The sequence below is a fragment of the Prosthecobacter fluviatilis genome (genome assembly GCF_055388355.1).
In genome coordinates this window covers 6,273,020-6,298,688 of sequence record NZ_AP043782.1, presented here as the reverse complement: position 1 = coordinate 6,298,688, position 25,669 = coordinate 6,273,020, and the positions used below count along the sequence as shown (strand labels likewise).

Below are 25,669 nucleotides of genomic sequence, written 5' to 3'. Positions count from 1 at the left end.
TCCTCAGCCTCCGCCATTGAACCCGGCCGATTCCTCGCCTAGTCAGGGGGTTCCCATCCATGTCCAAAGCCGTTTTCCGCACCATCCCCCTCCGCGAACTCAACGCCGACCAGCTTCTTGACCTCTCCAAGCGCATGAAGCTCTCGCTCTCACGCGCCGACATGCTGGCCGTGCAGAAGATCTACCAGGACGAAGGCCGCGAGCCTACGGACGTCGAGATGGAAGTCATCGCCCAGACCTGGAGCGAGCACTGCAAGCACCGCATCTTCGGCGCGAAAATCACCCACGTGCTCGACGGCAAGGAGGAAACCGTGGACGGCCTCTTCAAGACCTACATCCGCGCCGTCACCGAGGAGATCTGCAAGAACAAGCCCGACTTCGTGCTCAGCGCCTTTGAGGACAATGCCGGCTTCGTGCGCCTCGACGCCGACAAGGCCGTGTGCCTCAAGGTGGAAACCCACAATCACCCCAGCGCCATCGAGCCCTACGCCGGTGCCAATACCGGCCTCGGCGGTGTGATCCGCGACATCCTCGGCGCTGGCAAAGGCGCCAAGCCCGTCGCCTCCATCGACGTCTTCTGCTTCGGCCCGCCCGACATCGAGCAGGACCAGATCAAGGCCAAGGACGTCATCCATCCCCTCGGCGTCATGCGCGGCGTCGTGCGCGGCGTGCGCGACTACGGCAACCGCATGGGCATCCCCACCGTCAACGGAGCCATCCAGTTTGACGACACCTTCATTTACAATCCCCTCGTCTTCTGCGGCACCGCCGGCATCATCCCCATCAAGGACATCGCCAAGGAGGTAAAGCCCGGGCACCTGCTCATCGCCGCAGGCGGCCGCACCGGCAAGGACGGCCTCAAGGGCGCCACCTTCTCCTCCGCAGAGCTCACCACCGACTCCCACGAGGAAGACCAGACCGCCGTGCAGATCGGCAACCCCATCGAGGAAAAGAAGGCCGCCGACTTCGTGCTCGCCGCACGTGAGAAGGGCCTCATCCAGTTCGTCACCGACTGCGGTGCCGGTGGCTTCAGCTCCGCCGCAGGCGAAATGCTGCGCGAGACCGGCGGCGAAGTCTGGCTGGAAAACGCCCCCCTCAAGGCCCCCGACCTCGAAAGCTGGCAGGTCTTCATCAGCGAATCCCAGGAGCGCATGGTCATCGCCATCGAGGAGAAAGACCTCCCGGCCATGCAGGAGCTGGCCGACATTTATCAGACCGAGCTCTGCGTGCTCGCCAAGGCCGACGGCTCCCAGCGCCTCAAGGTCCTTCACCACGGCACGACCGTGTGCGATCTCCATGTCGCCGCCCTCCACGAGGCCCCGCGCCGTGAGATGAAGGCCAAGTGGCGCACCCTTCCCGCCGTCAAGCCCGCCGTGCCCGTGCGTCCGGAATCCTGGACCGAGACCCTTAAGACCCTCCTCTCAGACTTCGCCATCGTCTCCCGCGAGCCCATCATCCGCGAGTACGACCACGAGGTGCAGGGCAACACCGTCCTCAAGCCCCTTGCCGGAGCCTCCGGCGATGCGCCGCAGGACGGCAGCGTCATCCGCGTGGATGGCAGCAACCAGCTCGTCGCCATGGCCTGCGCCCTCCTCCCTGAGTGGGGCAAGACCGACCCCAACCTCATGGGCCGCGCCGTCGTCGATGAGTGCATGCGCCAGCTCGTGGCCATGGGCTCCAACCCCGACCGCATCGCCATCCTGGACAACTTCTGCATGGGCAACCCCGACAGCGAGCGCGAGCTCGGTGCCCTCGTGGAATGCACCAAGGGCATGGCCAAAACCGCCACCGCCTACGCCACCCCCTTCGTCTCCGGCAAGGACAGCTTCTACAACTACTTCGTGACCGATGAAGGCCCCGTCTCCATCCCCGTCACCCTGCTCGTCAGCGGCTTCGGCATCGTGGAAGACGCCAAGCACGTCGTCGGCGCTTCCCTGCGCCGTGTCGGCAGCAAGATCGCCATCCTCGGCAAGGCCAGCGCCGGCCTCCGCGGCAGCATCTTCGCCAAATACTCCCGTGGTGCCGGTCTCGATGCCGCCCCGGACTTCTGCGAAGTGGAAAGCCTCGCAGCCTACCGTCGCTACTACGACCTCGTGAAGCAGGGAGCCATCCTCAGCGCCCACGACATCGGCGAAGGCGGCCTCGCCGTCGCCCTGGCCGAGATGGCCTTCAGCGGCAAAGCCGGCCTCCGCATCGCCACCGACAAGATGCCCGCCGCCTCCGGCCTCACCACCGCCGAGCTTCTCTTTGGCGAGACACCCGGCCGCCTCCTCATCGAGATCGCCCCCGAGCACACCGCCGCCGCCGAAGCCGCCGGCCTCGTCATCATCGGCGACTCCACCCGCGACCCCTACCTCTACATCTCCCACAATGGCACCACCCTCATCGATTCCCCCGTCGATCAGCTCAAGCCCCTGTGGCGCGACGGTCTGGTGAAGTATTATTGATCCGAGCCGGGCTCCATATGATATGAACTCGTTCTTCAGAGCCTGCGTTCTTATCCTGAGCACCACCCTGTCGCTCCACGCAGCAGATGTGCCCATGAAGACCGTCGGCATTGACGAGTTCTTTGCCGGACAGCTTCAGCCGCTGCCGCTGAAGTTGGACGTGCCAAAAGAGTACGTCCACGCGAATGGGCTGGAGCTTGAGGACAGCTACACCTACTGGATGCTGCCCAAGGAGATCAAGCCTGCGGCGGAGAGTGGCGATCTTCCCAAGACGGGATACGTCTGGGGCAAGATCTCGCTGAATGTGGGCTGGCTGGCAGACCAGAAAAAGTTCTCTCACGAAGACGGACTCAAGGCAGAACTGGCCGCAGCAGGGCTTGAGATGGTGGCTCAGAAAAAGCGCACTGTGGGCGGCCATGCCGTGATCGCCTCCACCTTGAACCAAAAGCTCGAGGACGGCTCTCGACGCCTGCTTTACTCGGCCTACATCGCCACCAACATCGAGACCAACTGCATCTACCTTTCGTACAGCCCGCCCTCGGACTTTTCCAAAGAACAAGCCGCCAAGGTCTGGGACGCGATCATTGATTCGATTTCAAAGACCTGAACCTTTCGAAAGGGATTTTGCATGCTCTCCCCCCAGGTCATTCTGAAATCCCTGGCACTCATGCTGGCGCTGTTCGCCGTCCCCCTGAGCCTCTTTGGCCTGTGCTGTGTCATTACCTGGCAGGGCACGCTGCTCAGCTCCGCCGCAGGACTGCTCGGTCTGGGGCCGCTGCTGTATTGGATCGGGGATAAACGCGGCTCCACGCAGCAGATGCGGCTCGGGAAAATCTTCGTCGTCACGGCCTGCATCGCGGCGGCCGTGGTGCTTTGGCAGACACCGGACGCACGCACATCCGAGGCTTCGCGCATCCACTCGCGCTATTCTGACGGCGGCTGGCACTACGACCGCTTTTCCATCGGCTCCGTGCTGCCGGAGATCGACCAGATCCATCTCGGCTATGCCGTCGCTTCGGCTCTTGATCCCCTCTTCACTCAGAAACAGCGTCGCGAGCTCTCCGCCATGACAGACGCCATCTACGCCCAGGCCGGCGCAGATCCGGACTTCACCGCAGCAGGCTCCGCCCTGCCCTCCATTTACAGCGAAATGACCCTCGGCCAGTTTCGCGACGGCCATTACTACCATTACATTCCAGCCAAAGTGGACCGCACCCGGCCCACCCCCGCACTCGTTTTCCTGCACGGCAGCGGCGGCAACTTCAAAGCCTACATCTGGCTCCTCTCACAGCTCGCAGACGAGCTCGGCATCACCGCCATCGACCCCGCTCAGATCCACCTCATGGGGCTCTCCAATGGCGGCAAAGGCCTCTGCCTTGCGGAGTCAGCCGCAGGCCCCAAATTTCGCTCACTCATCTTTCTCTCCGCCGTGCTGCACAGCCGCATCCGCCCTGCGCAGCTCGCCGCACGTCTTCATCCGCGCCCAGTCCTCATCCTCTCCGGCGACAGCGATGACCGCGTGCCTTGGGAGTACGTCTCAGACTACGCCGACACGCTCAAGGCTGGCGGCCTGGACGTCACCACCCATCGATTTGCAGGAGAGGATCACTTCGTTTTCTTCCGAAAAAGCGCCGAAGTCCAGAAGCTCGTCTCCGCGTGGGTCCGCCGCTGATCCGGCTCAAGCCGCTGCGCCGCTCTGGGGCGAGAGCTTCAGTCTGCACCTCACACACGTCCCCCCCGCTTTTCCAGGCATGATCTCAAAGCTGGCCCCCACACTCTGCGCGCGGTAGCGCATGGTGCGCAGGCCCATGCCCCGCCCCATGGCCGCCTTGTCCGCCGCCATGCCCGTGCCGTTGTCCTCCAGCCGCATCTCCAGTACATCCCCACACCGGCTCATGGTGATGACGATTTCACGCGCCCCGCCATGCCGCACCGCATTGGCCACCGCCTCCTGCGCAATGCGGTAGAGGTGCATCGCCACCTTTGGGCTGTCGATCTGTATCTCGCCACTTTCCTCGATGACGATGGCCACGCCCGTCAGCCGGCTCGTGTTCCCCGCCAGCTCTTTCAGCGCCACGGAGAAGCCGGAGTCGTCCACATGCACCGGGAAAATGCCCCGGGCGAGATCCCGCGCATCCGCCACCGCCTGCTGCACAGACTCCACCACCAGCGCAGCATCCTGCGCCGCCGCCACCCCCTGCGCCTGCAGATCCTCCGTCAGCGCATGCACAGCGCAGCCTATGGCCGCCAGCTGCTGGCACAGCCCGTCATGCAGATCCTGGCCTATCCGCTGCTGCTCATGCTCGCTCACCCTGATGATGTCCAGCTCCAGCTGCCGGCGCTCCTCCAGCATTTGGATGTGGGCCTCGTCCGCCTCCTGCTTGCTGCGCACGGCATGCACCGCAAACACCAGCACAAAAAAATAGAACTCCCGGTTCAGCATGGCCCAGGCGTAGCCCATCTGGGTCGTATAGGGGTTGGAGTATCTGTTGGCCACCCACCACACCCCGCCGGAAAATATGGCCACCAGCATGCCCCCGCCAACGCCAGACCACCACACAGCCAGCACAATGGGCAGGGCGTAAAACATAAACCAGCTGATTTCCCAGCTGGTCGCCTCATCCAGCCACCCCAGCGCCGCCGTCAGCAGAATGGGCACCAGCAGCGAGACCCAGTACGGGCTCGCACGCATCCTGACGCTCAGCGCCCCCGCCTTCCCTGCCCTCCCCGGCAGGCTCTCTCCATCCGTGCTGTTCACAGCGCGGCCTTTCATGGGAGAGGCGGGAGGTGGCACATCATGGAATATTAAAAACAATATACCCACTCCCTCTCCCGGCGGAAAGCTTGGAATTCCATCTGCCGAAAAGCCGCCACCATGCCGGCACTGCACCAGCAGTGCCGGTATCGGCGTGCCTTGGCCGTCCTGCCTGCCGTCTCAGCGCGGCCTGCCCTTCTCTGCCAGCGCCACCTCAGCCGCCTGGATGAGATTCTTCAGCTGCGCGTCGTTTGGCTGCACGCTCTCAGCCACATGGTAGTGGTCCAGCGCACGGTGCGGCAGCCCTGTCTGGTGATAGACCAGCCCAAGCGCCTTGTGAGTCTGCACATCGTTCGGAATCGCTCGGAGAATGTCACGGAAGACCGCCACCGCTTCATCATACCGCCCCACCCCGGCCAGGCTCAGCCCCAGCGTAAAGGCCACAGGAGGCTTGGTCGTGGCGTTTTTGTCCAGGCTGATGAGCTGCATCGTCGTATCCAGCGCCTCCTTGGGGCGGTTCAGCCTCAGCAGCGAGTTGGAGAGGTTCAGCAGCCCGTTCTGAAAGCGCGGCTCCACCTTCAGCGCCTCGCGGAAGCACTGCACCGCCTTCTCATTCTTGCCTGCGTCAGAGTAGGCCGCCCCCAGGTTCCCCCAGGTGCGGTACTTGCCCGGGCTCTTTGCCACGGTGTCCTCCCACAGGCTCTCGCGCGTCCGCCAGACGTTGTTGCGGACGCACGTCTTCCAGGACAGGGCCCCCACGCACGCTAGCGCCAGCACCGGCACCCCTACCTGCATCATGCGCGCCCGCGCCCCGCTGCTGCTGCTCCTCAGCCAGTCCAGCAGACAGGCCACCAGGATGAAAATGCCGATGGACGGCAGGTAGGAGCGGTGCTCCGCCACCAGGTCCGGCAGCGGCGTCAGCGCAGACGACACCGAGATGGTGACAAAAAACCACGCCACGCACGCAAACACCATCACAAACCTCACATCCTGCCGGAACCGCCGGAACAGCCCCCACGCCGTCAGCACCATCCCGGTCAGCACCGCCAGCGCCATCAGCACCGGCCCTTGGAAAAGCGAGCCATAGACAGGCCACTCAGGGTCCAGGTTCATCCCCTTCGGCCAGAACATCTGTCTCAGGTAGTGGGTCATCACCGTCAGTTCGCTCACAAAGTACTGCCAGTGGTTCAGCGGCGTGTCCCGCGAGTTCACGATGTTCATCGCCGCATTGAAGTCAAAGCCGCCACGCTGCGCCGCCGCCGTCATAAACACCAGCACCGGGATCAGCGGCATGCACAGCAGCAGCGGCAGCCCCCTCAAGACCGCCTTCCGCAGCCCCGCCCCCATCACCAGCCAGTCCAGCATCACCGCCACCAGCGGGATCATGAAGGCGTCTTCCTTCGTCTGCATGGCCAGCAGCAGCGACACCACGGCCCCGCCGCGCAGCAGCCACCGCGCCCATTTCCGCTCCACAGAGACAGACGCAAAATGCAGGCACAGGCTTGTCAGCGACAGCAGCACCACCAGCGAGGTAAAGCGCTGGATGATGTACGTCACAGACTCCGTCGCCAGCGGGTGCGCTGCAAACAGCAGCGCCGACGCAGCCGCGATGAAGAGCACGGAGCTCCGCCTCAGCCCGGCAGACAGCTTCGAGCGGCGCAGCAGCACCGTCACCATCGCATAAATCAGCACCGAATTCAGCGCATGGATCGCCACATTCACCAGCCGGTACCAGTGCGGGTTAAACCCATCCAGCTTGTAGTTCATCTGGAAGCTCGCATACGAGACCGGACGCATGATCGCATTGACCGCATAGTCCGGGTCAGCCCCGATCCTGGCCGGACGCGTCGCAAACTCCTTGAAGTCTTTCAGATACTCAAAGGTGCTGCCACTGCGGAAAAACGGGTTGTCCTTCAGGTACGTGTGGTCATCAAACGCCATCGGAAAATCCGCCGTCCACACGTACAAGCTCGCACACAGCCCCAGCAGTACCCCCACCACGGCCGCATGCACCCCAAACCCGGCACCACGCGGTGCCGGCAGCGCACTTTCTTCGCCTTTGTTTTCCACTCTTGAAAGAGGCTCAGGAGCTGGGGCGTTGATGGCAGGTGTTGGCGTGGCTGCTTGGGCCTCGGTTTTACCGTTGGTATGTTTGCTGCGTCGGCGTTTGGACATGGCTTCGGTAAGTTTAATTTCTGATACCGAATATTTTGCGATGAAAGCCCTCCTTTCATCAAAAGACATGCCCTGTCGCGTCGTTCGCCACCATGGCTAAAGCTATGACTTAGAACGATTAGGCCCCATGATCACGCACCCACTGCCCTGCGCGTAGGTACAGCTCAGCCGCACTGCGCAGCTGCAGCTTTTCCTTGATGCGGGCACGGTACGTTTCCACCGTGGACTCGCCCAGATTCAGCGTCTGCGCGATCTCGCGCGTACTCTTGCCGCGCCCAAGCATCTGAAACACCTCCAGCTCGCGGTCTGCCAGCGTTTCCATGCCCGCCAGCTCCGAGTTGCTGCGCTTCTGCGTCATCCTCTCCAGCAGCTTCGCCGTCATCTGGCGGCTCGCATACACGTCCCCTTTCATCACGCAGCGGATCGCCTCGATCACCTCGGTGGAGGCCTCGTTTTTCGTGATGTATCCCTTGGCGCCCGCGCGCAGCGCACGCTCGGCATACAGCTCCTCGTCATGCATCGAGAGCACCAGCACATTGATGTCCAGCCCCTGCGCCTTGATGTCCTTCAGCAGTTCCAGCCCGCTTGAGCCGTGCAGCGTGATGTCCACAATCGCGATGTCAGGCTTCGTCTCCAGGATCAGCCTCATGGCGTCACGGATGTTGTCCGCCTCACCGCAGATGGACATTCCCAGGTCACGGTTGATCAGCTGCCCCAGATGCTCGCGGAACATCGGGTGATCTTCGACGAGGAGTACCTTGTAGCTGTTGGCCGCTTTGATTTCAGTTTTCTTCATGTTCATAGAGTTGTTTGAGTTCATTGAGATCTTTTAGCTGCACCCGGCAGCTCACGGAGGTTCCGCCCTGGGCGCGCGGCTCGATGGCCAGCCCCCCCTGCAGCACCTGCGCGCGGTAGTGCATCGTGCGCAGCCCCATCCCGTCGCCCCTCAGGCGTGCGGTTGGCGGCATGCCTTTGCCATTGTCCTCCACGCGCAGCTCCAGCAGGTCGTCCTCCAGCTTCATCGCCACGTGGATCTCCGTCGCCCCGCTGTGCTTCACCGCATTGGCCACCGCCTCCTGCGCGATCCGGTACAGGTGCATCGACACCTCCGGCGCATCCAGCGGCACATCCACGCAGTCGGTCACAGCGATGGGTATCCCGGTCAGCCGGCTCATCATCTTCCCCAGGTCCTCCAGCGCGGCCGCCAGCCCGCTGCGGTCCACATGCACCGGAAAGATGCCCCGCGCTAGATTGCGCGCCTCCATCACCACCATCCTCAGAGATCCCTCGATCAGGCTCGCATCATGCGCCGCCTGCACCCCCTGCGCCTGCAGGTCCTCCGCCAGCACTCGCGCCGCGCAGCCTATGGCCGCCAGCTGCTGGCAGATCCCGTCATGCAGATCCTGGCCTATCCGCTGCTGCTCATGCTCGCTCACGCTCACAATGTCCCGCTCCAGCTGCCGCCGCTCCTCCAGCATCTGGATGCGCGCCGCATCCGCCTCCTGCTTGTGGCGCAGCGCGCTCACCGCAAAGACCGCCACGCACAGGTACACCAGCCGGTTCAGCAGCGCCCACGCATAGCCCAGCTGCGTCTCATACGGCGTCGTGCTCATGTTCGCCAGCCACCACACCACCCCGGAGAGCAGCGCTATGAAAAGCCCCGCACGGTTCCCCGCCCACCACACCGCCAGAAAGATCGGGATGCCGTAGAAGACAAACCACGTCACCTCAAAGCCCGTGATGTTGTCCAGCCAGCCGATGCCCAGCGTGACGACCATCATCACCGAGATGGTGAGCCACACCGACTGGCCGCGCATCGACTCCGTGGCCGCCGTCCACAGGCGCACCAGCCGGGTCTGCTTCTCCGGCTCATAGCCGGCGGCTGTTGCTCCCATGTTCATGTCCTCTTCTTCCATCCTTTCACCATAGCCGTGAACTCGCTGTAATCACGTATGTAATCCTCCGCCTCGTATGGCCGCGAGGCCAGCACCATCAGCACCGAGTCCGCCGAGTGCAGGTGCTCCTGCGCCCACACCATCGGCGGCACCAGCACCCCGAAAGTCGGGCGGTTCAGGCAGAACTCCTCGCTGTTTTCACCATCGTCCACCCGCAGGTGGCACTCCCCGTGCACGCACACGAGGAACTGCTCGCACAGCCGGTGCGCATGCTCCCCGCGCGTGCTCTCGGACGGGATGTCATAGGTCAGGAAAATCCGCTGCGCCGCAAAGGGCAGCTCCTGGCTGAGCTCCAGCGCCGTCAGGTTTCCCCTCACCGGGTCCACCACATGGCGCATCTCATACAGGCGCACCCCGCGCACAGAGCAGGTCTCAATGGTCGTCTCCTGGATCATGCAGCAGTTCCTTTCATGTGTATCGTCTTCATGCGCACCAGAGCCTGCGGCTTGCCGGAAACCGTCAGAAACGCACGCCCCACATACTCGCCGATCAGCCCCAGCATCAGCAGCTGCGCACCGCTGAAGACAGCCAGCGCCCCCATCAGCGAGCCCCAGCCCAGCTGCCGCCGCCCCACAAACAGGGTTTCCAGCACCACCTCCGCCAGGATCAGCGCCCCCAGCACACACAGCAGCCCACCCAGCACACTGGCGATCCGCAGCGGCATCACGCTAAAGTCAAACAGCAGGCTCATTCCCAGCCGCACCAGCTTGCGCAGCGTGTACCCGCTCCGCCCCTCCGCCCTCTCCACATGCTCCACCTCCAGCGTGGAGATCCGGTTCGTGGCCCCGAGGATCAGCCCGTCCACATACGGGTATGGTCCGCGATACGTCACGATGCGCTCAATCAGCTCACGCCGCAGCGCACGAAAGCTGGAGAGGTACAAATCCTGCGGCTTCCCGAGCAGGAAGGTCGCGCAGCAGTTCGCCGCCTTGCTGCCCAGGTTGCGCGCCCAGTGGTGCTTCTTTTCCGCATAGCGTGAATAAACCACCTCCGCATCCGACCCGCGCAGGTGGCGCAGCAGCTTCACCGCCTCCGCCGGGGGATTTTGCAGGTCGTCATCCAGGTTCACCACAAACGCCCCCCGCGCATGCCTGTAGCCCTCCAGCACGGCCGCATGCTCGCCAAAATTGCGCGCCAGCTCCACCACCGTCACAGGCACGGGAAAATCAGCCACCGCATGCCGCGCCGCAGCCGCCGAGCCATCCCTGCTGCCATCATCCACCAGCACCAGCTCCCAGCTTTCCGGCAGCGACAGCGCACGGAAGGCGCCCAGCAGCCGGGCCAGCCCCTCCCCGGTGTTGTACAGCGGCACCACAAAGCTCAGCTCAGGCGCAGTCTCAGTAGCTTCCATGCCGCAGCCCTCCGGTGGGTGGTTTCCTGCGCCGCGCCACGGCAAAGACCGACGAGCCAAACGGCGGGCGCAGCTCCCGGCACAGCCCCGCCTCCAGCCTGCCCGCACCGGCCAGCAGCGCATTCATCCATGCAGGCGTCAGCCGCAGGTCAGACTCCCCGCTGCCCGTCACCAGCACCGCCTTCACCCGGCTCAGCCTCCGCCACAGCAGCAGCGGCAGAAACAGCCACGCATTCCAGTAGTGCAGCGTCTCCACCTCAAAGCCGGAATCCTCCAGCAGAGACCTCACCTGCGCCTCCGCATAGCGCCGAGCGCCACCCACCGCCACATCATGGGAGCCGCGCAGGCCCTCAAACGCCGGCAGGTTCAGCACCAGCAGCCCCCCCGGGCGCAGCACACGGCCCATTTCCAGCAGCGCACGCCGCTCGCTCACCTCCTCATGGTACAGCACATCCAGGCTCAGCACCGCGTCAAACGCCTCGGCCTCATACGGCAGCGCCTCCACAGAGGCCAGCTGTACCATGCCCAGGCCGCGCTGCTGGCAGTGCCTCACCGCCTGCCGCGCCGCATCCACCCCCGCTCCGCACAGGCCGCAGATCTGCTCCTGCAAAAACGCCAGCATCCCACCCGTGCCGCAGCCCGCATCCAGCAGCCGCCCGTTCGGCGGCAGCCGCCCGGCCAGCGCATGCTGCACCTGGCTGCGCAGCACCGCATACCACCAATGGCGGTCCTCCGCCTCACGCATCAGGTCGTATTCAGGAGCTCTCATGTTCAAATCTTTTCAGGGCTTCGATCACCTCCTCCACCGCCTCCTCGGACACATACGGGTGCATCGGCAGCGTCAGCACCGCCGCCGCCGCGCGGTCACACTCCAGCAGCAGCTCATTCTCACCGCCGAAAGCCCCCTGCCGGTGCAGCGGCACCGGGTACAGCGCCGCCACCGGTATCCCCGCACGCAGCAGGTGCTGCATCAGCGCATCCCGCCGCGCACAGCGCACCACATACTGGTGGTAGGCATGCTCGCACCCGCCTCGCACCATCGGGGCCTCCACCGTGCGGCTGCCCACCAGCCGGGCATCATACGTCGCCGCCAGTCTGCGCCTTTGCAGCACGCTCTCGTTCAGCGCCCCCAGCTTCACCCGCAGCACCGCCGCCTGCAGCTCATCCAGCCGGCTGTTCACCCCCGCATGCACGCTCACATGGCGCTCCTTCCACCCATACTGGCGCAGCTCACGCACCCACTCCGCCAGCTCCGCATCCTTCGTCACCACCGCACCCGCGTCCCCCAGCGCCGCCAGGTTCTTCGTCGGGTAAAAGCTAAACGCCGCCGCACGCCCCAGCGTCCCTGCAGGCTGCCCATGCCACAGCGCCCCGTGCGCCTGCGCACAGTCCTCCAGCAGCTCGATGCCATGCTCATTCGCCACGCGCTGCAGATTTGCCCAGTCCGCCGGGTGCCCGTACAGGTGCACCACCACCGCCGCCCTCACGCCCCGTCCCCGGAAAGAGCGCAGCAGCTCGTCCAGCGCCTCCGGACACAGCGTGAACGTCCCCGGCTCAATATCGACAAACTCCGGCACCGCCCCGCTGCGCATCACCCCCGCCGCCACCGCAGACGGTGCAAAGGACGGCACCGCCACCTTGCTCCCCGCCCCGATCCCCAGCCCCCGCAGCATCAGCTCGATCGCGTCCGTACCATTGGCCACCCCCACTGCCTGCCCGCCTCCGAGATACGCCGCAAATTCCGCCTCAAACGCCGTCACCTCCGCTCCCAGGATGTAGCTCCCGCTCGCGCTCACCCGATCCATCGCCTGCCTCAGCGCCGTCTCATGCCGACGCTGATCCGCCTGCGGATACAGCAAAGACCAGTGGTTGGAGGGACCGAGCATTCATCACCTTGAGCCATGACAAATTTGTCGCAAATAACGCTACGCGTAGCGAAATTCGCCACTTCACCTAAAGCCCAGGTTTACAGCAGCCCGCCCGCCTTCACATCCAGGTACTTGTTTGCCAGCGCCACCGGCAGCATCTGTGCAGACTCATCCACCGTCAGCACCCGCCGCGACCTCAGCGACTCCAGCAGCTGCCGCCGCTCCCCAAAGTAATGCGTCAGAGCCCCATACTGCAGCGCATCATGCAGCTGGTCGATCGGTGCCGCCGCACGCTGCTCCAGCTCCTGCTCCCGTAGTGTCGCCGTCAGCACCAGGTGGCGCTTCTGCATCGCCCCCACCGCCGTCGCCAGCGTCGCCCCGTCCTCGCTGCGCAGATTCGTCAGCATGATCACCAGCGCACGCCGCCGCTGCAGCGTCATCACCCGCTCCGCCGCCTCGATGAAGTCGCTCGGCTCACTGCTCGCCTCATAGTTGTACAGGTGGTTCAGCAGCTTCGGCATGCTGTGCGCCCCCTTCACCGGCGGCAGCCAGCGCTGCACCCCGCCAAAGCCCGCCACCCCCACCTCATCCCCCTGCCTCAGCGCGATGAAGGCGATCAGCAGCATCGCATTCAGGCAGTGGTCAAACTGGCTCAGCCCCCCGTCCAGCGCACGCATCCGCCGCCCGCAGTCCGGCACCAGCAGGATCGTCTGGTTCCGCGTCTCCTCATAGTCACGGCTCACCAGCGTGGAGCGGCGCGACGTCGCCTTCCAGTCGATCCGTGAAAGCACATCCCCGTCCTGGTAGTCGCGCAGCTGGTGGAAATCCAGCGAGCCCCCCATCCGGCGCCGTTTCACGATCCCCATCTGCTCCACACGGTTCGCCATCGCCAGCAGCGCAAAGCGCACCACCGGCTCGTAGTTCGGGTACGCCCGCGTCGCACTCTCTCCCGCGATGAAATGCAGCCGCCGCCACAGCCCCAGCGCCGAATGCACCAGCACATGCGCCGGCGTAAACGCATGCTCACCGCGCCGCACAAACCGCGCCTCATACGAGATCGCCGCATACTCCCCTCGCGGGATGCTCACCGCATGTGGCAGCCCCTCCGCCTCCGCCGCTGTGGGGATGCCGTCAAACACCTCCAGCCTAAGCGTGCGCCGCACCGAGTGCGTCACCGTCAGCGTCACCTCAGCCCCCACCCCCAGCGCAAACCGTCCTGGCAGCGCGCGCTTCCCCGTGATGCGCCCCCGCCGCGGCAGCGTGCACGCGTCTGCCACCGCCGCCAGCAGCAGCCCCCCGCCCCACACCTGCCACAGCAGTGCCCCACGCTCCCACACAGACGCCACCACCCCCAGGACGAGCCAGGAGTGCAGCAGCTTCAGCAGCAGGGAGGTCGGGCGCATGCGGTTCAGACGCGGGGGGCTTCGATGGTCTTGAGCAGCGAGTTCAGCATGTCGTCCACACTCTGGCCGCTGATCGCGATTTCCGGCGCCAGCTGCACCCGGTGCCTCAGCACCGGCAGCACCGCACGCTTCACATCTCCCGGCGTGATGTAGCCCCGCCCCTCCAGCAGCGCATACGACTTCGCCACCCTCACCAGGCTGATCGCCCCACGCGTCCCCGCCCCCAGGGAGATCGCGCTGTGCTGCCGCGTCGCGCGCACGATTTTCACCGCATAGTCCACCACCTGCTCCACCGCCTGCACCGCAGCCGCCTCCTCCTGCGCGGCCAGGATGTCCTGCGGCGTGCACACCTGCGGCACGTCCGAAGTCGAAAGCCCCCCGCCAGACGCGCGCGAAGACACCGCCTTCACCACCCACGTCTCATTCGCCACATCCGGGTAGTCGATCAGCACCTTCAGCAAAAAGCGGTCCAGCTGCGCCTCCGGCAGCGGGTACGTCCCCTCCTGCTCGATGGGGTTCTGCGTCGCAAACGTCATGAAAGGCGGAGCCAGCGCATGGCTCTCCCCGTCGATCGTCACCTGCGTCTCCTGCATCACCTCCAGCAGCGCAGACTGCGTCTTCGCCGGCGCGCGGTTGATCTCGTCCGCCAGCAGCAGATTCGCAAACACCGGCCCCCGCCGCACCCGGAAGGTGCCGCTGGCCATGTCAAACAGCGTATGTCCGCACACATCGGAAGGCATCAGGTCCGGCGTGAACTGGATGCGCCGGAAGCTTCCCCCAAACGTGTGGGAAAGCGCCAGCACCAGATGCGTCTTGCCCAGGCCCGGCTTCCCCTCCAGCAGCACATGCCCCCCTGCCAGCAGCGCCGCCAGCACCTGCTGCAGCACCTCCTCCTGCCCCACAAACACCTGGCCCACCGCCGCATGGATCTTCTGAAAAATCTCCGTGCTCCTCGGCGCAGGCTGCGACGCCAAACCACCCGGCGGCGGCGGCACGTAAAGACTCGAAACATCAGGTTCTGGAAGGATCGGATTCATGGAGTGGTAGGTGATGATTTTTTTGTTTAAAGCGCCCGGCGGATGGCCTGAAGGTCGCGCATGAGATTCACAAACTGGTGCACGCTCCCCGGCGGCGTCATGTCAAACACCGCCGCCACCCTCTGCACAGGCAGCCCGCTGCGGCGCGCCAGCTCCCCGGCCAGCACATCATTCATCTGCCGGCTCCCGTCATCCAGATGCCGCAGCCGCTCACGCACACGCTCCCACACCGCATCCCGTGCGGCGTTCACCAGCAGAGCCCCGCGCCGCATGCGCCAGAAGAACTCCCCCAGAGCGCCGATGTGGCTGGCAAAATGGCGCGTCGAGTCCAGCTCCACCTCCGCCAGCGGCCCAAAGCGCGGCATCTGCTGCCACAGCCAGAAGCCCAGGCAGACCGCCAGCGCCACCACCGCCATCCACCCCCGCTGCCACAGCAGCCCGAAAAAGCTGCCCGTGCTCGTGGAGACAAAAAGCACCTCCTTCGCCCTGTGCTCCCCCACCAGCGCAGAGAGCCAGTTCGCGTGGTCACGCTGCCCTATCCAGTGGTTGCGGAAGGGCCGCGCATGCGCCAGCAGCGTCACCCACCCCGTCCCATGGCGCAGGTGCAGCGCCAGGGACACCTCCCTCGGCCCGGCGGAAAACTCCCCCCGCAGCAGGCTGCGCTGCAGGTTCAGGCTCTGCCGCCCGCCCAGGCTCGCATGGTAGCTCCTGCCATTCCATGAGATCTTCTGGTCAGACTCCAGCAGCGTCTCGTCCTTGCGGGCGCTTTTGCCCTCCGTCATGTCCCTGAGCTCCTCCTCCGGAAAGCGCCTTTGCACCCCCACCCCCAGCTGCTCCAGCACCGGGTCTTTGCGCTCCTCCCGCAGCAGGGCGGAAAGGTACGCCCCAAACTGCGTTTCAAAATCATTGTACGGCCTCGTGCCGTCCAGGAAATACACCAGGTGCCCGCCGCTGAAACTCCAGCGCAGCAGCTGCTTCGCACGCCCCTCGGCCAGCCCGCCCTCCCCGGAAATGAAGATCACCGCATCATGCGGCGGCAGCTTCCCCAGAGACTTCGCCGTACGCGCGTTGTGGCCCAGCGCGTCCAGCAGCCGCTCCGCCGCGAGAAACGGGTTCACCCGCGCCTGCCCCTTGTAGCCGGTGGTGATCTCCACCTCCTTCCAGCGCCCGCCCCCGCCGTCCTTGCAGCCGCACAGCAGCAGCACGCAGGCCAGCACACTCAGCATCTGGATCACGCCACCCCTCATGACTCACCTCCCCGCTCCGCAAACGGCCACGTGTCGCACAGCCGCGCCATCTCCTCGTCAGACACCGGCAGCACCGCATACGCCGCCTGGACCCATGCCCCCGTCAGCTGGCGGAAGTAATCCGCCTCCGCCTTCTCCCCCGCGCGCATCACCTGCACCACACAGTCCTCCTCCGTGTCACTGTCCGCGATCGGCAACCTCCGGCGGTTCACCAGCCACGAAAGCGCCCCCCGGTACAGCAGGCTCAGCGCCACCTTGCAGTCTCCCCCGGCCCAGGCCGCACGCGCCGCCGCCACGATGTCCTCCGGCAGGCTCTCCCGCGTGATGTTCATCCCCATCAGCACCTTCGGCGCCTGCACCGCCGCCTTGCCGGTGCCACGGGAGGTAAAAAGGTCGCGGTTCCTCACCAGGTAGAGGATCAGCCACAGCGCCAGCCCGACCAGCGGCGCCCAAAACAGCAGCAGCATCTTCGTCGAGGCAAAGTCCACACTCCCCCCCTTGGTCTTCTCACGCCAGGCCGCACGCTCCTTCTCTTTCTCCCCCTTCTCCCACTCCCAGCTCGTGCGCTTGTGGATCTCAAACACCGGGTCCGCCAGCACCTCCCTCACCGCCGTCTCGGCGTCCGCCGCCCGTCCCCCAGCCGGGCTGCCAAACAGCGCCAGCACGGCCAGCACCACCGCCGCAGCACCGGCCGTCAGCCGCGTCGCCAGCCGCCGGAATGCCAGCTCCACATCCCAGCCCTCGATGCGCGTGCGGCAGTTCAGGTACAGGGCAAACCCCGCCCCCACATAAAACGGCTCCACCAGCGTGACGATCACCATATGGCACACCGCACCCCACCACAAAAAGGCGTTCGGGATCGTGCTCTCAAAATCCATGGACTGCACCAGCCCGTCCCAGTCCAGCTGCGCACTCTCCGGCAGCAGGCCGTACGTCCCCCACATCAGCCCGAGCCAGGCCACGAGCTCGATGTTTGAAAACGCCAGCGTCGTCGACACCCCGGAGCTTCCCCCATCCATCGCGAGAATCTTGATGCGCCTCTTCACAGCCGAGCCGCGCAGCCCCTCCAGCATCTGCGCAGGCAGCGCAAAGCTGCGGATGAACGACAGCCGCCGCCACAGCAGCGCCGGCAGCAAATTCATCAGCCACAACCTCGGCCACTGCCGCAACGTTTCGAAAAATCCCGGCCTCACCCCAAAGGCAGCACGGCTCAGAAAGAACAGCGGCACCCGGTCATAGAGCGGCTTCAGCCACCACACCGCCAGCGGGATCACCGCCGGCGTCTCACGCAGCAGCACGCACACGCCCGCCCACAGCGGCAGCACCGTGCACGCCCACAGCACCAGGATCCTGCCAAAGTCCCTACGCACCATCGCGCAGCCCAGGTCCACCGCCTCCCAGGGTCGGCGCGGCCTCAGCGTGAAAGTGATGTCCTCAAGCCTCATCCGCGCGCCTCCTTCCGCCCAGCAGCAAAAACAGCGCCACCAGCACCCAGCACACCCCGCCCACCGTGAACTTGATCACCGGCGGCAGATCCAGCGGCGACCAAAATCCCTCCAGCACCGCCGCCAGGCTCGTCAGCAGCGTCGCACCCGCCAGCAGCGGCAGCGCCTTCCGTCCCGCCAGCACCAGCGCCGTGCGCCTCTCCATCCGCCCCGGCCGCAGCACCGACCACCCCACCCGCATCCCAGCCATCGCAGAGATCACGATCCCCGTGAACTCCGGCGCCCCGTGCGCAATCACCCACGTGTAAAGCGTCAGCGGATTCCCCGTGTAGTGCACATACCCCGTGGCAGCGCCAAAATAGACCGAGTTGAAAATCAACACAAACAGCGACCCCACCCCGCCCAGGATGCCTCCCGCAAACGTCCGGAAATCAATCCCCACATTGTTCAGGATGTAGCCGCAAAACGCCTCAAAGCCCGAGCCAAAGCTCTCACGCACATAGTCAGACGGACTGCTCGACTCCCCATACATGCTCTCGATCTGCATCATCCCATCCGGCCCCAGAAAGGACATCGCCCACTCAGGGTGCGCAGGCGTGATGACCGCGATCAGCGCCGCAGGCAGATAAAACAGCGCCGTGCACCACCAGAACAGCCGACACTCCGCACGCACCGCCTGCGGAAACTCCACCACCACCAGCCGTACAAACGACTCCCACCCACCTGCGCTGTGCCGCTCCAGCACCCGATAGCTGCGGATCGCCAGCGCATTCAGCCTCTGCGTCAGGCGCTGCGGGCTCATCCGGTGCTGCGCCACGCTCAGGTCATGGCACACCTGCCGGAAGGTCGCAGGCAGCTCATCCACCGCAGCCGTGGGCTGCGACTTCGCCGCCTCCTCCAGCAGCCGCTCCAGCTTCTGCCACCGCGGCTCGATCTGCTTCTCAAACTGGGCCGGAGTCATGTGCGCGTCATCGCCGCCCCCTTCAGCACAGGTGCCTTCGCTCCACGCTCCTCCGGGGCCTGCAGCCACAGCGCCATGCCGCACAGCCGCCGCAGTCCCTCCGCCCCTTCCGCCTCCGTCAGCGGCTGCACCAGCCCCGCCAGCTCCAGCCGCCGCTCATTCGCCCACAGCGGCGCACGCTCCAGAAACTGCAGCAGCGCCGCCTGCTCCTCCCGCGTCAGCACCCGGGATGGCGCACGCCTCTCCACACGCATCTCAGGCTGCGCATCCCCCAGGCTCGGCGCCTCCGCATACGTCACCACCGTGTTCGCCACCAGGTCCCCCAGCCTTTGAAACCGCCGCGTAAACAGCATGCACACGATCCCCGTCAGGTACAGCCCCGGCATGAAGTCCACCACCCGCAGAAAATTCCGCATCACCGCCTGCGCCATCGTCACCGGCCCGCCCGTCACGCTCATCACCCGCAGCTTCTTCGCACGCTGCCCAGGCGTCGCACCCTTCGCGCCCGCCTCGAAAAACACGTTGTAAAACCACTCCATGAAAAACGCGAACAGCATCACCAGCCCCTGCGTCATCTCCCTGCCGATCAGGTCTGGCAGCAGCCAGTACGCCCCCAACGCCACCCCGCAGTCAATCACCAGCCGTATGCACAGGTCGATCACATACGCCATGCTCCGCACCGCCAGTCCGGCCACACGCAGCTGGATCTCCACGCCGTCCGCGAGTTCGACTGTTTGCAAGGTGTCCGCGCGTGCCACTGCCATCGTCAGCCAATCAAGCGGTTCCGTTTGGTTTTGACAACCCGCGAATTATTTTCGTAGGATTTGTAATAGCTGGGTTCCGCATCATCAATCATTCTCCCACCATGGAATCTCCCCTTTCCAATCCTTACACAGCCCCCGTCTCAAACCTTTTTGGCTCCGCCACCCCAGGCTACGCAGAGGCCGTCTCCCCCAGCACCATCGCCCAGCTCGCCGGCACCAGGCCCTGGGTGCGCCTCATGTCCGTCATCTTCTGGCTCGCAGGCCTCGTCCTCGTGTTCTTCAGCTGCATGTACGCATTGCTGGCAGCCTCCGGCACCCTCGCCAGCGCTGAATTTGCCAAGAATCCGGTCATCGCATCCAACCCCGCCTTCGCAGACAATCCCGCCGTCTTCAGCGGCATCCTCATCGGCACCTCCATCTATCTCGGAGTCTTTGCCTTCCTCACTATCTACCCCGCCCTGAAACTCTGGAAATATGCCAGCGCCATCGGCAGGCTCATGGCCTCCCACTCCATCGCAGACCTCGACGCCGCCCTCACCGAGCAGCGCCGCTACTGGAAGTTTCACGGCATCATGACCATCGTCTCCATCTGCCTCGTCCTCATCGGCATCGTCGCCGTCTTCGCCATCGCCTTCACCGCCCTCCAGTCAGGCATCAAGCTCCCGCACTGATCTCTCACCCCATCAGCGCCACCGCGATCGGGTCCACCAGCGGCTTGCCCGCCCGCGTCAGTCTCACGTGACCCCCGTCATAGCTCAGCAGCCCCTGCTCACGCAGCGTCTCCAGCATCTTGCGTGACTCCGCATGGATCAGCTCCAGCGGCAGCCCGCGTGCCGTGCGCAGCTCCAGGCCAAAGCGCTCCGTCCGCCGCTGCTCCGCCGTCAGCTCCTCCACCTCCACCGCCGTCTCTTCTCCCGCCAGCGTCAGCGCCATGTACCGCGGTGTGTCCTTCACATTGTTCCAGCGCCGCGCGCCCACCGTCGAAAACGCTCCGGGCCCGATCCCCAGGTAATCCTCCCCCAGCCAGTACGCCTCATTGTGCACAGAGCGGTGCCCAGGCTTCGCGTAGTTGGAGATCTCGTAGTGCTCAAAACCGCCCGCCTCCAGCATGTCGATCGCCACATTGAAAAACTCCGCATCCCGCCCCTCGTCCTCCCGGTACTCACCCGCCTTCAGCCGCCGGAAAAAATCCGTGTCTTCCTCATAGTTCAGATTGTACGCCGAGATGTGGTCCGGCTGCAGAGAGATCGTGTGCTCCAGCGTCTGCCTCCACGTCTCCACACGCTGCCCCGGGATGGAAAACATCAGGTCCAGGTTCAGGCTCGGAAACCCCGCCGCCTTCAGCACCCGCCACGTCTCCTCCGCGTCCGCACGCGCATGGTCGCGCCCCAAAGTTTTGAGCGTCTCATCATCCCACGCCTGGATCCCCAGGCTCACCCGCGTCACCCCCATCTCACGCATCATCACCGCCTTCGAAGCCGTCACCGTGCGCGGATTCGCCTCCATCGTAAATTCCAGCACCCCGCCCATGTCCACCCGCTCCCGCAGCCCCCGCAGCAGCCGCTCCAGATGCACATCGCTCAGCATCGTCGGCGTACCGCCGCCAAAAAAAATCGTCTCCGGCCGCAGCGGCTGCTTTTCCGCCTCCTTCAGCAGCGCGTCCACAAACGCCGTCATGTCCGTCCCCCCCGGCGTGTGCTTGTGAAAGCTGCAGTACGGGCAGATGCGGTGGCAGAAAGGAATGTGGACGTAGAGATGCTTCACAGGCTTGGGATCAGATGATGGCAGAGAATGCTTGCTCCAGCATCCAGCATCCAGCATCTAGAATCCAGACATGTCAGACGAAACTCACCACGAACGCGAACTCGGCGGCCAGCTCCTCGCCTCCGTCTCCCGTTCCTTCTACCTCACCCTCAAAGCTCTCCCCAAAGAGCTCCGCGAGCCCATCTCCCTCGCTTACCTCCTCGCCCGCACGGCAGACACCATCGCAGACACCGCCCTCGTCAGCACCACCGTCCGCCTCGACTGCCTCCAGAGCTACCGCTCCCTCGTCCGTGGCTCCGGTGATGTCCAAAGCCTCGCCGCCACCCTCATCTCCCAGTTCTGCACCCAGCAGAGCGACGACGCCGAGCGCCGCCTCATGGAAAAATTCGCCGACGGCATCGCCTGGCTCCGCACCATGCGGCCCACACCCCTCGCCGCCATCCAAAACGTCCTCGAGCACATCATCGACGGCCAGATGCTCGACATCCGCCGCTTTCCCGCAGACGGCCGCCTCCGCAGCCTCGCCACCCCTGCGGAGCTCGATGAATACACCTGGCTCGTCGCCGGCTGCGTCGGCGAATTTTGGACCCAGCTCTGCGCCACCGAGCTCCCCGGCGCGCTCGACCCCGCCATCGCCACCGCCCAGATGCAGGACTGGGGCGCCCGCATGGGCAAAGGCCTCCAGCTCATCAACATCCTTCGCGACATCGGCGAAGACACCCGAGACGGCCGCTGCTACCTCCCCTGCCAGCCCGGCGAAATCCAGACCGAGTGGAGCCTCTGGCTGCAAACCTGCACCGAGCACCTCGAGTGCGGCCTCCGCTACGTCCAGCACGTCAACCACACCAAGCTCCGCTACGCCACCGCCCTCCCCCTCCTCCTCGGCATTCAGACCGTCGCCAAAATGCGCACCACCCCGTGGGACAGGATTCTGCAAGGCGTCAAAATCTCCCGCCTCGACGTCGCCAGCATCCTCGCCCAGGCCGCCATCGCCTGCCGCAGCCCCGCCGCCCTGGAAAGACTCTACCGCAAGCTCGCCCAGGCCTGAAGCCCCCTCACTTTCCACACCTCCGCAAATAAGCTTGCCGGACCGCCGGTTCCTCGCATATTTAATTCCGTTCGGTGGAAGGCGACCACGGCGGCAGACGCCACACGTCACACTCCATCCGCAGCACATCCCACGTTGGGGCTATAGCTCAGTTGGTAGAGCGTCTCGTTCGCAATGAGAAGGTCAGGGGTTCGAATCCCCTTAGCTCCACCAGGAGCAAAAGCGCACCCAGGGCCGGAGTTCGCCCTGTAAAACAGCAAAAACCCTGGTACCGCGGCTCTTTGGCCACGTCCATTTTCCAGCCAGGTTTTCAGGGCCGCAGCCCTTACTTCTTCTTCGCAGGCTTCGCCTTGGGGCTGCTCTCCGCGAGCTGGTCGTTCTCCACCTGCCGGGCCACGGCACGTTCGACGTAGTTCGCAAAACTACGGCCATCGAGTGCCGCATACTTCTTCGCCAGCTTGGCGATCCGTGGGTCAATCGTGATACTGGTATTGATCTTCATAAGGTGGCAGAGTGTGGTATTTTGACGCACCATGCAACAGAGATTTGCATGCCTGTTCATACGCACAGCGTCAAAAACGGCCTTTTTTTGTGCCTTCTCCCCCTCGAAAAGCACCGCATTTGTGGCGGCGGGAGTGACTGACAAAACTGGCGGTGAGGGAGGGATTCGAACCCTCGGTAGCTGTTAAGGCTACGCATCTTTAGCAAAGATGTGCTTTCGACCACTCAGCCACCTCACCAATAGTTGTCCCGCAGCCAGACGGCCAGCGGAGTGCTTATTTAGCGTGCAGCCCGGCGTATCGTCAAACGAAATGTCACTCTAGCTCGCATCTCCTTCAATTAAATCAGGCCGGTTCGCCCGCGTGCGCTCCAGCGCCTGCTGCTCTCTCCATGCCGCGATCTTCGCGTGGTTCCCGCTCAGCAGCATCTCCGGCACCTTCAGGCCCCGGTACTCCGCCGGCTTGGTGTATTGCGGCGCCTCCAGCAGCCCGCTCGCTCCAAAGCTCTCCTCCACCGCGCTCATCTCATCCCCCAGCACCCCGGGCAGCAGCCTCACGATCGCGTCCATCACCACCACCGCAGCGATGGCCCCGTTCGTCAGCACGTAGTCCCCCAGGCTGATCTCCTCATCCACCCAGTGCTCAATGATCCGGTGATCAATTCCCTCGTAGTGCCCCGAAAGAAAAATCAAATGCGGCTCCGCCGCCAGACGCCGCGCCGTCGCCTGGTCAAACCTCTTCCCCGCAGGAGACATGTAAACAATGCGCGCCTCCGGCGTGTCGATCTTGTCCAGCGTCTCAAACACCGGCTCAGGCCGGATCACCATCCCCTGCCCCCCGCCGTACGGTGTGTCATCCACATGCCGGTGCTTTCCCAGCCCCTGCTCACGCAGATCATGCACGCGCAGGTCCAGAATGCCCTTTTCCTGCGCACGCCCCATCATGCTCAGGCCCATCGGCACAGAGACCAGCTCCGGGAACAGCGTCACCACATCTATTTGCATCTCCGCGCTATGCCGCAGCCTTCCCCGCGGGGCAAGCCCGGCATTCATTCTCACCTTCACCGGGAATGCGCCTTGACGCTTCGGGCCTCACTTCTACTATCGGGCTCCCCCATTTTTTCTCCATGAACATCCACGAGTACCAAGCCAAGCAGCTGTTCGACAAATTCGGCGTCGCCAGTCCCAAAGGAATCGTCGCCAGCACGGCGGCAGAAGCAGGAGCCGCAGCACGCGAAATCGGCCAGGCAGGCCTCGTGGTCAAAGCCCAGGTCCACGCCGGTGGCCGTGGCAAAGGCACCTTCAAAAACGGCTTCAAAGGCGGCGTCCACCTTGTGAACACCCCTGAGGAGGCGGAAGACATCGCCGGCAAGATGCTCGGCCAGACCCTCGTCACCCACCAGACCGGCCCCGAAGGCAAGCTCGTCAGCAAAGTCCTCGTCGCCAAGTCCGTGGACATCACCAAGGAATACTACTTCGCCATCCTCTTTGACCGCGGCACCAGCAGCCACGCCATCATCGCCTCCACCGAAGGCGGCATGAACATCGAGGAAGTCGCGGAAAAGACCCCCGAAAAGATCACCAAGGAGTTCATCCACCCCACCATCGGCCTTCAGGGCTACCAGTGCCGCAAGATCGCCGCCTCCCTCGGCCTGCGCGGCCCCTTGATGAACCAGGCCGTCAAGCTCTTCACCTCCCTGTGGAATCTCTACCTCAAGAGCGACTGCTCACTCGTCGAGATCAACCCCCTCGCCATCACCACCGACAACCAGGTCGTCGCCCTCGACGCCAAGTTCAACTTCGACGACAACGCCCTCTACCGCCAGAAGGACGTCACCGCCATGCGTGACACCACTGAGGAAGACCCACGCGAAGTCGCCGCCAGCGAATTCGGCCTCAACTACATCGGTCTCGACGGCAACATCGCCTGCCTCGTCAACGGCGCCGGCCTTGCCATGTCCACCATGGACATCATCAAGTTCCACGGCGGCGAACCTGCCAACTTCCTCGACGTCGGCGGCGGCGCCACCAAGGAGCAGGTCACCGCAGCCTTCAAGATCATCCTCGGAGACCCCAACGTGAAGGGCATCCTCGTCAACATCTTTGGCGGCATCATGGACTGCAACATCATCGCCACCGGCATCATCGCCGCGGCTCAGGAAGTCTCGCTGAACATCCCCCTCGTCGTCCGCCTCGAAGGCAACAACGTCGAGGCCGGCAAGGCCACCCTCGCCTCCAGCGGCCTCAAGATCACCAGCGCAGACGGCCTCACCGACGCCGCGCAGAAGATCGTCGCCGCCGTCAACGGCTGATCCCGCAGCGCTCCAGCCCGTAGGGGATTACAAAAATCCCCTCAACAAGTATGAAAACCCGATTTACGGCCCCGTAAATCGGGTTCTCTTTTATGCCTCTATGGCCAGCATCACCACCGAAGAACTCCTCGCTCACACCCAATGGCTCGAAAGCGGCGGCAAAGCCGGCCGTAAGATCGATGAAACCGGCATGAACCTCGCCGGAGCCGCGCTCAACGATCTCAACCTCGCCAAAGGCCAGTTCGTCGGCACCACCTTCACCAAGGCCAACCTCGCGGGCACCAATCTCTCCGGCGCCGACTTCAGCGGGGCCAACCTCGACAGCGCCAATCTGAGCGGCGCAGACCTCAGCGGGGCCGACCTCGGCGGCGTCTCCCTCCGTCATGCCAATCTCAGCCACGCCAACGTCCGTGGCGCCGACCTCTCCGGAGCCAACCTCGAAGGCGCAAATCTGACCAGCGCAGACTTCACCAACGCCGACCTCATCGCCGCCAATCTCAACGGCACCGTCCAGACCGGCATGATCCACACCGGCGCCATCCTCGCCGACACCCAGGGGCTGAAGTGACCGTCCCCCAAGAATCCTGACAGGATGGGGATCATCCAGATCCCCCGGAGGATAGCCGTCCCGGCTGTCC

The 25,669-nt window shown here is 64.5% G+C and carries 24 protein-coding genes and 2 tRNA genes; 8 read left to right on the top strand and 18 right to left on the bottom strand.

Translation table 11 applies throughout. From position 1 onward, the window contains the following. The first annotated feature begins 59 nt into the window (after positions 1-59). The 3 genes from purL to ACZ5WW_RS24725 are packed head-to-tail and all read left to right on the top strand — an operon-like array spanning position 60 to position 4,119. Positions 60-2,447 (top strand): phosphoribosylformylglycinamidine synthase subunit PurL, encoded by a 2,388-nt coding sequence (purL, locus tag ACZ5WW_RS24735; RefSeq protein ID WP_377164000.1) that lies wholly within the window; start codon positions 60-62, stop codon positions 2,445-2,447. 22 nt (positions 2,448-2,469) lie between these two features. Then, positions 2,470-3,054 (top strand): hypothetical protein, encoded by a 585-nt coding sequence (locus ACZ5WW_RS24730; RefSeq protein WP_377163998.1) that lies wholly within the window; start codon positions 2,470-2,472, stop codon positions 3,052-3,054. A gap of 21 nt (positions 3,055-3,075) precedes the next feature. Continuing rightward, on the top strand, positions 3,076-4,119 hold the full coding sequence (locus ACZ5WW_RS24725) for an alpha/beta hydrolase (RefSeq protein ID WP_377163996.1): 1,044 nt from the start codon (positions 3,076-3,078) through the stop codon (positions 4,117-4,119). A 6-nt stretch (positions 4,120-4,125) separates the two neighbouring features. Here the strand turns inward: ACZ5WW_RS24725 and ACZ5WW_RS24720 are convergent, their stop codons facing one another. The 14 genes from ACZ5WW_RS24720 to ACZ5WW_RS24655 form a co-directional block, all read right to left on the bottom strand. Beyond that, entirely contained in the window at positions 4,126-5,220 is a 1,095-nt protein-coding gene (locus tag ACZ5WW_RS24720; protein ID WP_377163994.1) for a sensor histidine kinase, read from the bottom strand. Positions 5,221-5,382: 162 nt separating this feature from the next. Beyond that, positions 5,383-7,377 carry a tetratricopeptide repeat protein gene (locus ACZ5WW_RS24715; RefSeq protein WP_377163992.1) on the bottom strand — a complete coding sequence of 665 codons (1,995 nt, stop codon included), beginning with the start codon at positions 7,375-7,377 and terminating at the stop codon, positions 5,383-5,385. Positions 7,378-7,495: 118 nt separating this feature from the next. After that, a complete protein-coding gene (locus tag ACZ5WW_RS24710; RefSeq protein ID WP_377163990.1) occupies positions 7,496-8,173 on the bottom strand; it encodes a response regulator transcription factor in 678 nt (225 codons plus the stop codon). Beyond that, positions 8,160-9,293: a sensor histidine kinase gene (locus tag ACZ5WW_RS24705; protein WP_464694198.1), complete on the bottom strand. Its 1,134-nt coding sequence runs from the start codon at positions 9,291-9,293 to the stop codon at positions 8,160-8,162. The genes ACZ5WW_RS24710 and ACZ5WW_RS24705 overlap by 14 nt, the downstream gene beginning before the upstream one ends. After that, complete coding sequence (locus tag ACZ5WW_RS24700) at positions 9,275-9,727, bottom strand: sugar 3,4-ketoisomerase (RefSeq protein ID WP_377163986.1); 453 nt, start codon at positions 9,725-9,727, stop codon at positions 9,275-9,277. Before ACZ5WW_RS24700 ends, ACZ5WW_RS24705 begins: the two co-directional genes overlap by 19 nt. Beyond that, the gene (locus tag ACZ5WW_RS24695; RefSeq protein WP_377163984.1) at positions 9,724-10,683 is read right to left on the bottom strand and encodes a glycosyltransferase family 2 protein; all 960 of its coding nucleotides are present in this window, start codon (positions 10,681-10,683) and stop codon (positions 9,724-9,726) included. Before ACZ5WW_RS24695 ends, ACZ5WW_RS24700 begins: the two co-directional genes overlap by 4 nt. Continuing rightward, entirely contained in the window at positions 10,670-11,452 is a 783-nt protein-coding gene (locus tag ACZ5WW_RS24690; RefSeq protein WP_377163982.1) for a class I SAM-dependent methyltransferase, read from the bottom strand. Before ACZ5WW_RS24690 ends, ACZ5WW_RS24695 begins: the two co-directional genes overlap by 14 nt. Further along, complete coding sequence (locus ACZ5WW_RS24685) at positions 11,439-12,569, bottom strand: DegT/DnrJ/EryC1/StrS family aminotransferase (RefSeq protein ID WP_377163980.1); 1,131 nt, start codon at positions 12,567-12,569, stop codon at positions 11,439-11,441. The genes ACZ5WW_RS24690 and ACZ5WW_RS24685 overlap by 14 nt, the downstream gene beginning before the upstream one ends. A gap of 80 nt (positions 12,570-12,649) precedes the next feature. Beyond that, on the bottom strand, positions 12,650-13,954 hold the full coding sequence (locus ACZ5WW_RS24680; RefSeq protein ID WP_377163978.1) for a DUF58 domain-containing protein: 1,305 nt from the start codon (positions 13,952-13,954) through the stop codon (positions 12,650-12,652). A 5-nt stretch (positions 13,955-13,959) separates the two neighbouring features. Continuing rightward, complete coding sequence (locus ACZ5WW_RS24675; protein WP_377163976.1) at positions 13,960-14,991, bottom strand: AAA family ATPase; 1,032 nt, start codon at positions 14,989-14,991, stop codon at positions 13,960-13,962. A 26-nt stretch (positions 14,992-15,017) separates the two neighbouring features. Continuing rightward, positions 15,018-16,217: a DUF4350 domain-containing protein gene (locus ACZ5WW_RS24670; protein WP_377164140.1), complete on the bottom strand. Its 1,200-nt coding sequence runs from the start codon at positions 16,215-16,217 to the stop codon at positions 15,018-15,020. 17 nt (positions 16,218-16,234) lie between these two features. Then, positions 16,235-17,683 (bottom strand): DUF4129 domain-containing protein, encoded by a 1,449-nt coding sequence (locus ACZ5WW_RS24665; RefSeq protein WP_377163974.1) that lies wholly within the window; start codon positions 17,681-17,683, stop codon positions 16,235-16,237. Beyond that, positions 17,673-18,644, bottom strand: a complete 972-nt coding sequence (locus ACZ5WW_RS24660) for a stage II sporulation protein M (RefSeq protein ID WP_377163972.1) — start codon at positions 18,642-18,644, stop codon at positions 17,673-17,675. The genes ACZ5WW_RS24665 and ACZ5WW_RS24660 overlap by 11 nt, the downstream gene beginning before the upstream one ends. Continuing rightward, positions 18,641-19,408: an RDD family protein gene (locus ACZ5WW_RS24655; RefSeq protein ID WP_377163970.1), complete on the bottom strand. Its 768-nt coding sequence runs from the start codon at positions 19,406-19,408 to the stop codon at positions 18,641-18,643. Before ACZ5WW_RS24655 ends, ACZ5WW_RS24660 begins: the two co-directional genes overlap by 4 nt. A 101-nt stretch (positions 19,409-19,509) precedes the next feature. Here ACZ5WW_RS24655 and ACZ5WW_RS24650 point away from each other — a divergent pair, with 101 nt between their 5' ends. Next, positions 19,510-20,079, top strand: a complete 570-nt coding sequence (locus tag ACZ5WW_RS24650) for a DUF5362 family protein (protein WP_377163968.1) — start codon at positions 19,510-19,512, stop codon at positions 20,077-20,079. Between the two features lie 4 nt (positions 20,080-20,083). Here the strand turns inward: ACZ5WW_RS24650 and hemW are convergent, their stop codons facing one another. Further along, entirely contained in the window at positions 20,084-21,172 is a 1,089-nt protein-coding gene (hemW, locus tag ACZ5WW_RS24645; protein WP_377163966.1) for a radical SAM family heme chaperone HemW, read from the bottom strand. A gap of 70 nt (positions 21,173-21,242) precedes the next feature. Between hemW and ACZ5WW_RS24640 the strand changes: the two genes are divergently transcribed. Both ACZ5WW_RS24640 and ACZ5WW_RS24635 read left to right on the top strand, forming a co-directional pair. Then, complete coding sequence (locus ACZ5WW_RS24640; RefSeq protein WP_377163964.1) at positions 21,243-22,220, top strand: phytoene/squalene synthase family protein; 978 nt, start codon at positions 21,243-21,245, stop codon at positions 22,218-22,220. 137 nt (positions 22,221-22,357) lie between these two features. Next, a tRNA-Ala gene (locus tag ACZ5WW_RS24635) sits at positions 22,358-22,433 on the top strand. 112 nt (positions 22,434-22,545) lie between these two features. Here the strand turns inward: ACZ5WW_RS24635 and ACZ5WW_RS24630 are convergent. The 3 genes from ACZ5WW_RS24630 to trmD all read right to left on the bottom strand — a co-directional run bounded on the left by ACZ5WW_RS24630 (position 22,546) and on the right by trmD (position 23,772). After that, positions 22,546-22,722 carry a hypothetical protein gene (locus ACZ5WW_RS24630; protein ID WP_377163962.1) on the bottom strand — a complete coding sequence of 59 codons (177 nt, stop codon included), beginning with the start codon at positions 22,720-22,722 and terminating at the stop codon, positions 22,546-22,548. A 147-nt stretch (positions 22,723-22,869) separates the two neighbouring features. Next, a tRNA-Ser gene (locus ACZ5WW_RS24625) sits at positions 22,870-22,960 on the bottom strand. 80 nt (positions 22,961-23,040) lie between these two features. Next, a complete protein-coding gene (trmD, locus tag ACZ5WW_RS24620) occupies positions 23,041-23,772 on the bottom strand; it encodes a tRNA (guanosine(37)-N1)-methyltransferase TrmD (RefSeq protein WP_377163960.1) in 732 nt (243 codons plus the stop codon). Between the two features lie 74 nt (positions 23,773-23,846). Here trmD and sucC point away from each other — a divergent pair, with 74 nt between their 5' ends. Together sucC and ACZ5WW_RS24610 are read left to right on the top strand one after the other, a co-directional pair. Next, positions 23,847-25,031: an ADP-forming succinate--CoA ligase subunit beta gene (gene sucC, locus ACZ5WW_RS24615; protein WP_377163958.1), complete on the top strand. Its 1,185-nt coding sequence runs from the start codon at positions 23,847-23,849 to the stop codon at positions 25,029-25,031. Positions 25,032-25,131: 100 nt separating this feature from the next. Then, positions 25,132-25,599, top strand: a complete 468-nt coding sequence (locus ACZ5WW_RS24610) for a pentapeptide repeat-containing protein (RefSeq protein ID WP_377163956.1) — start codon at positions 25,132-25,134, stop codon at positions 25,597-25,599. Positions 25,600-25,669 lie beyond the last annotated feature (70 nt).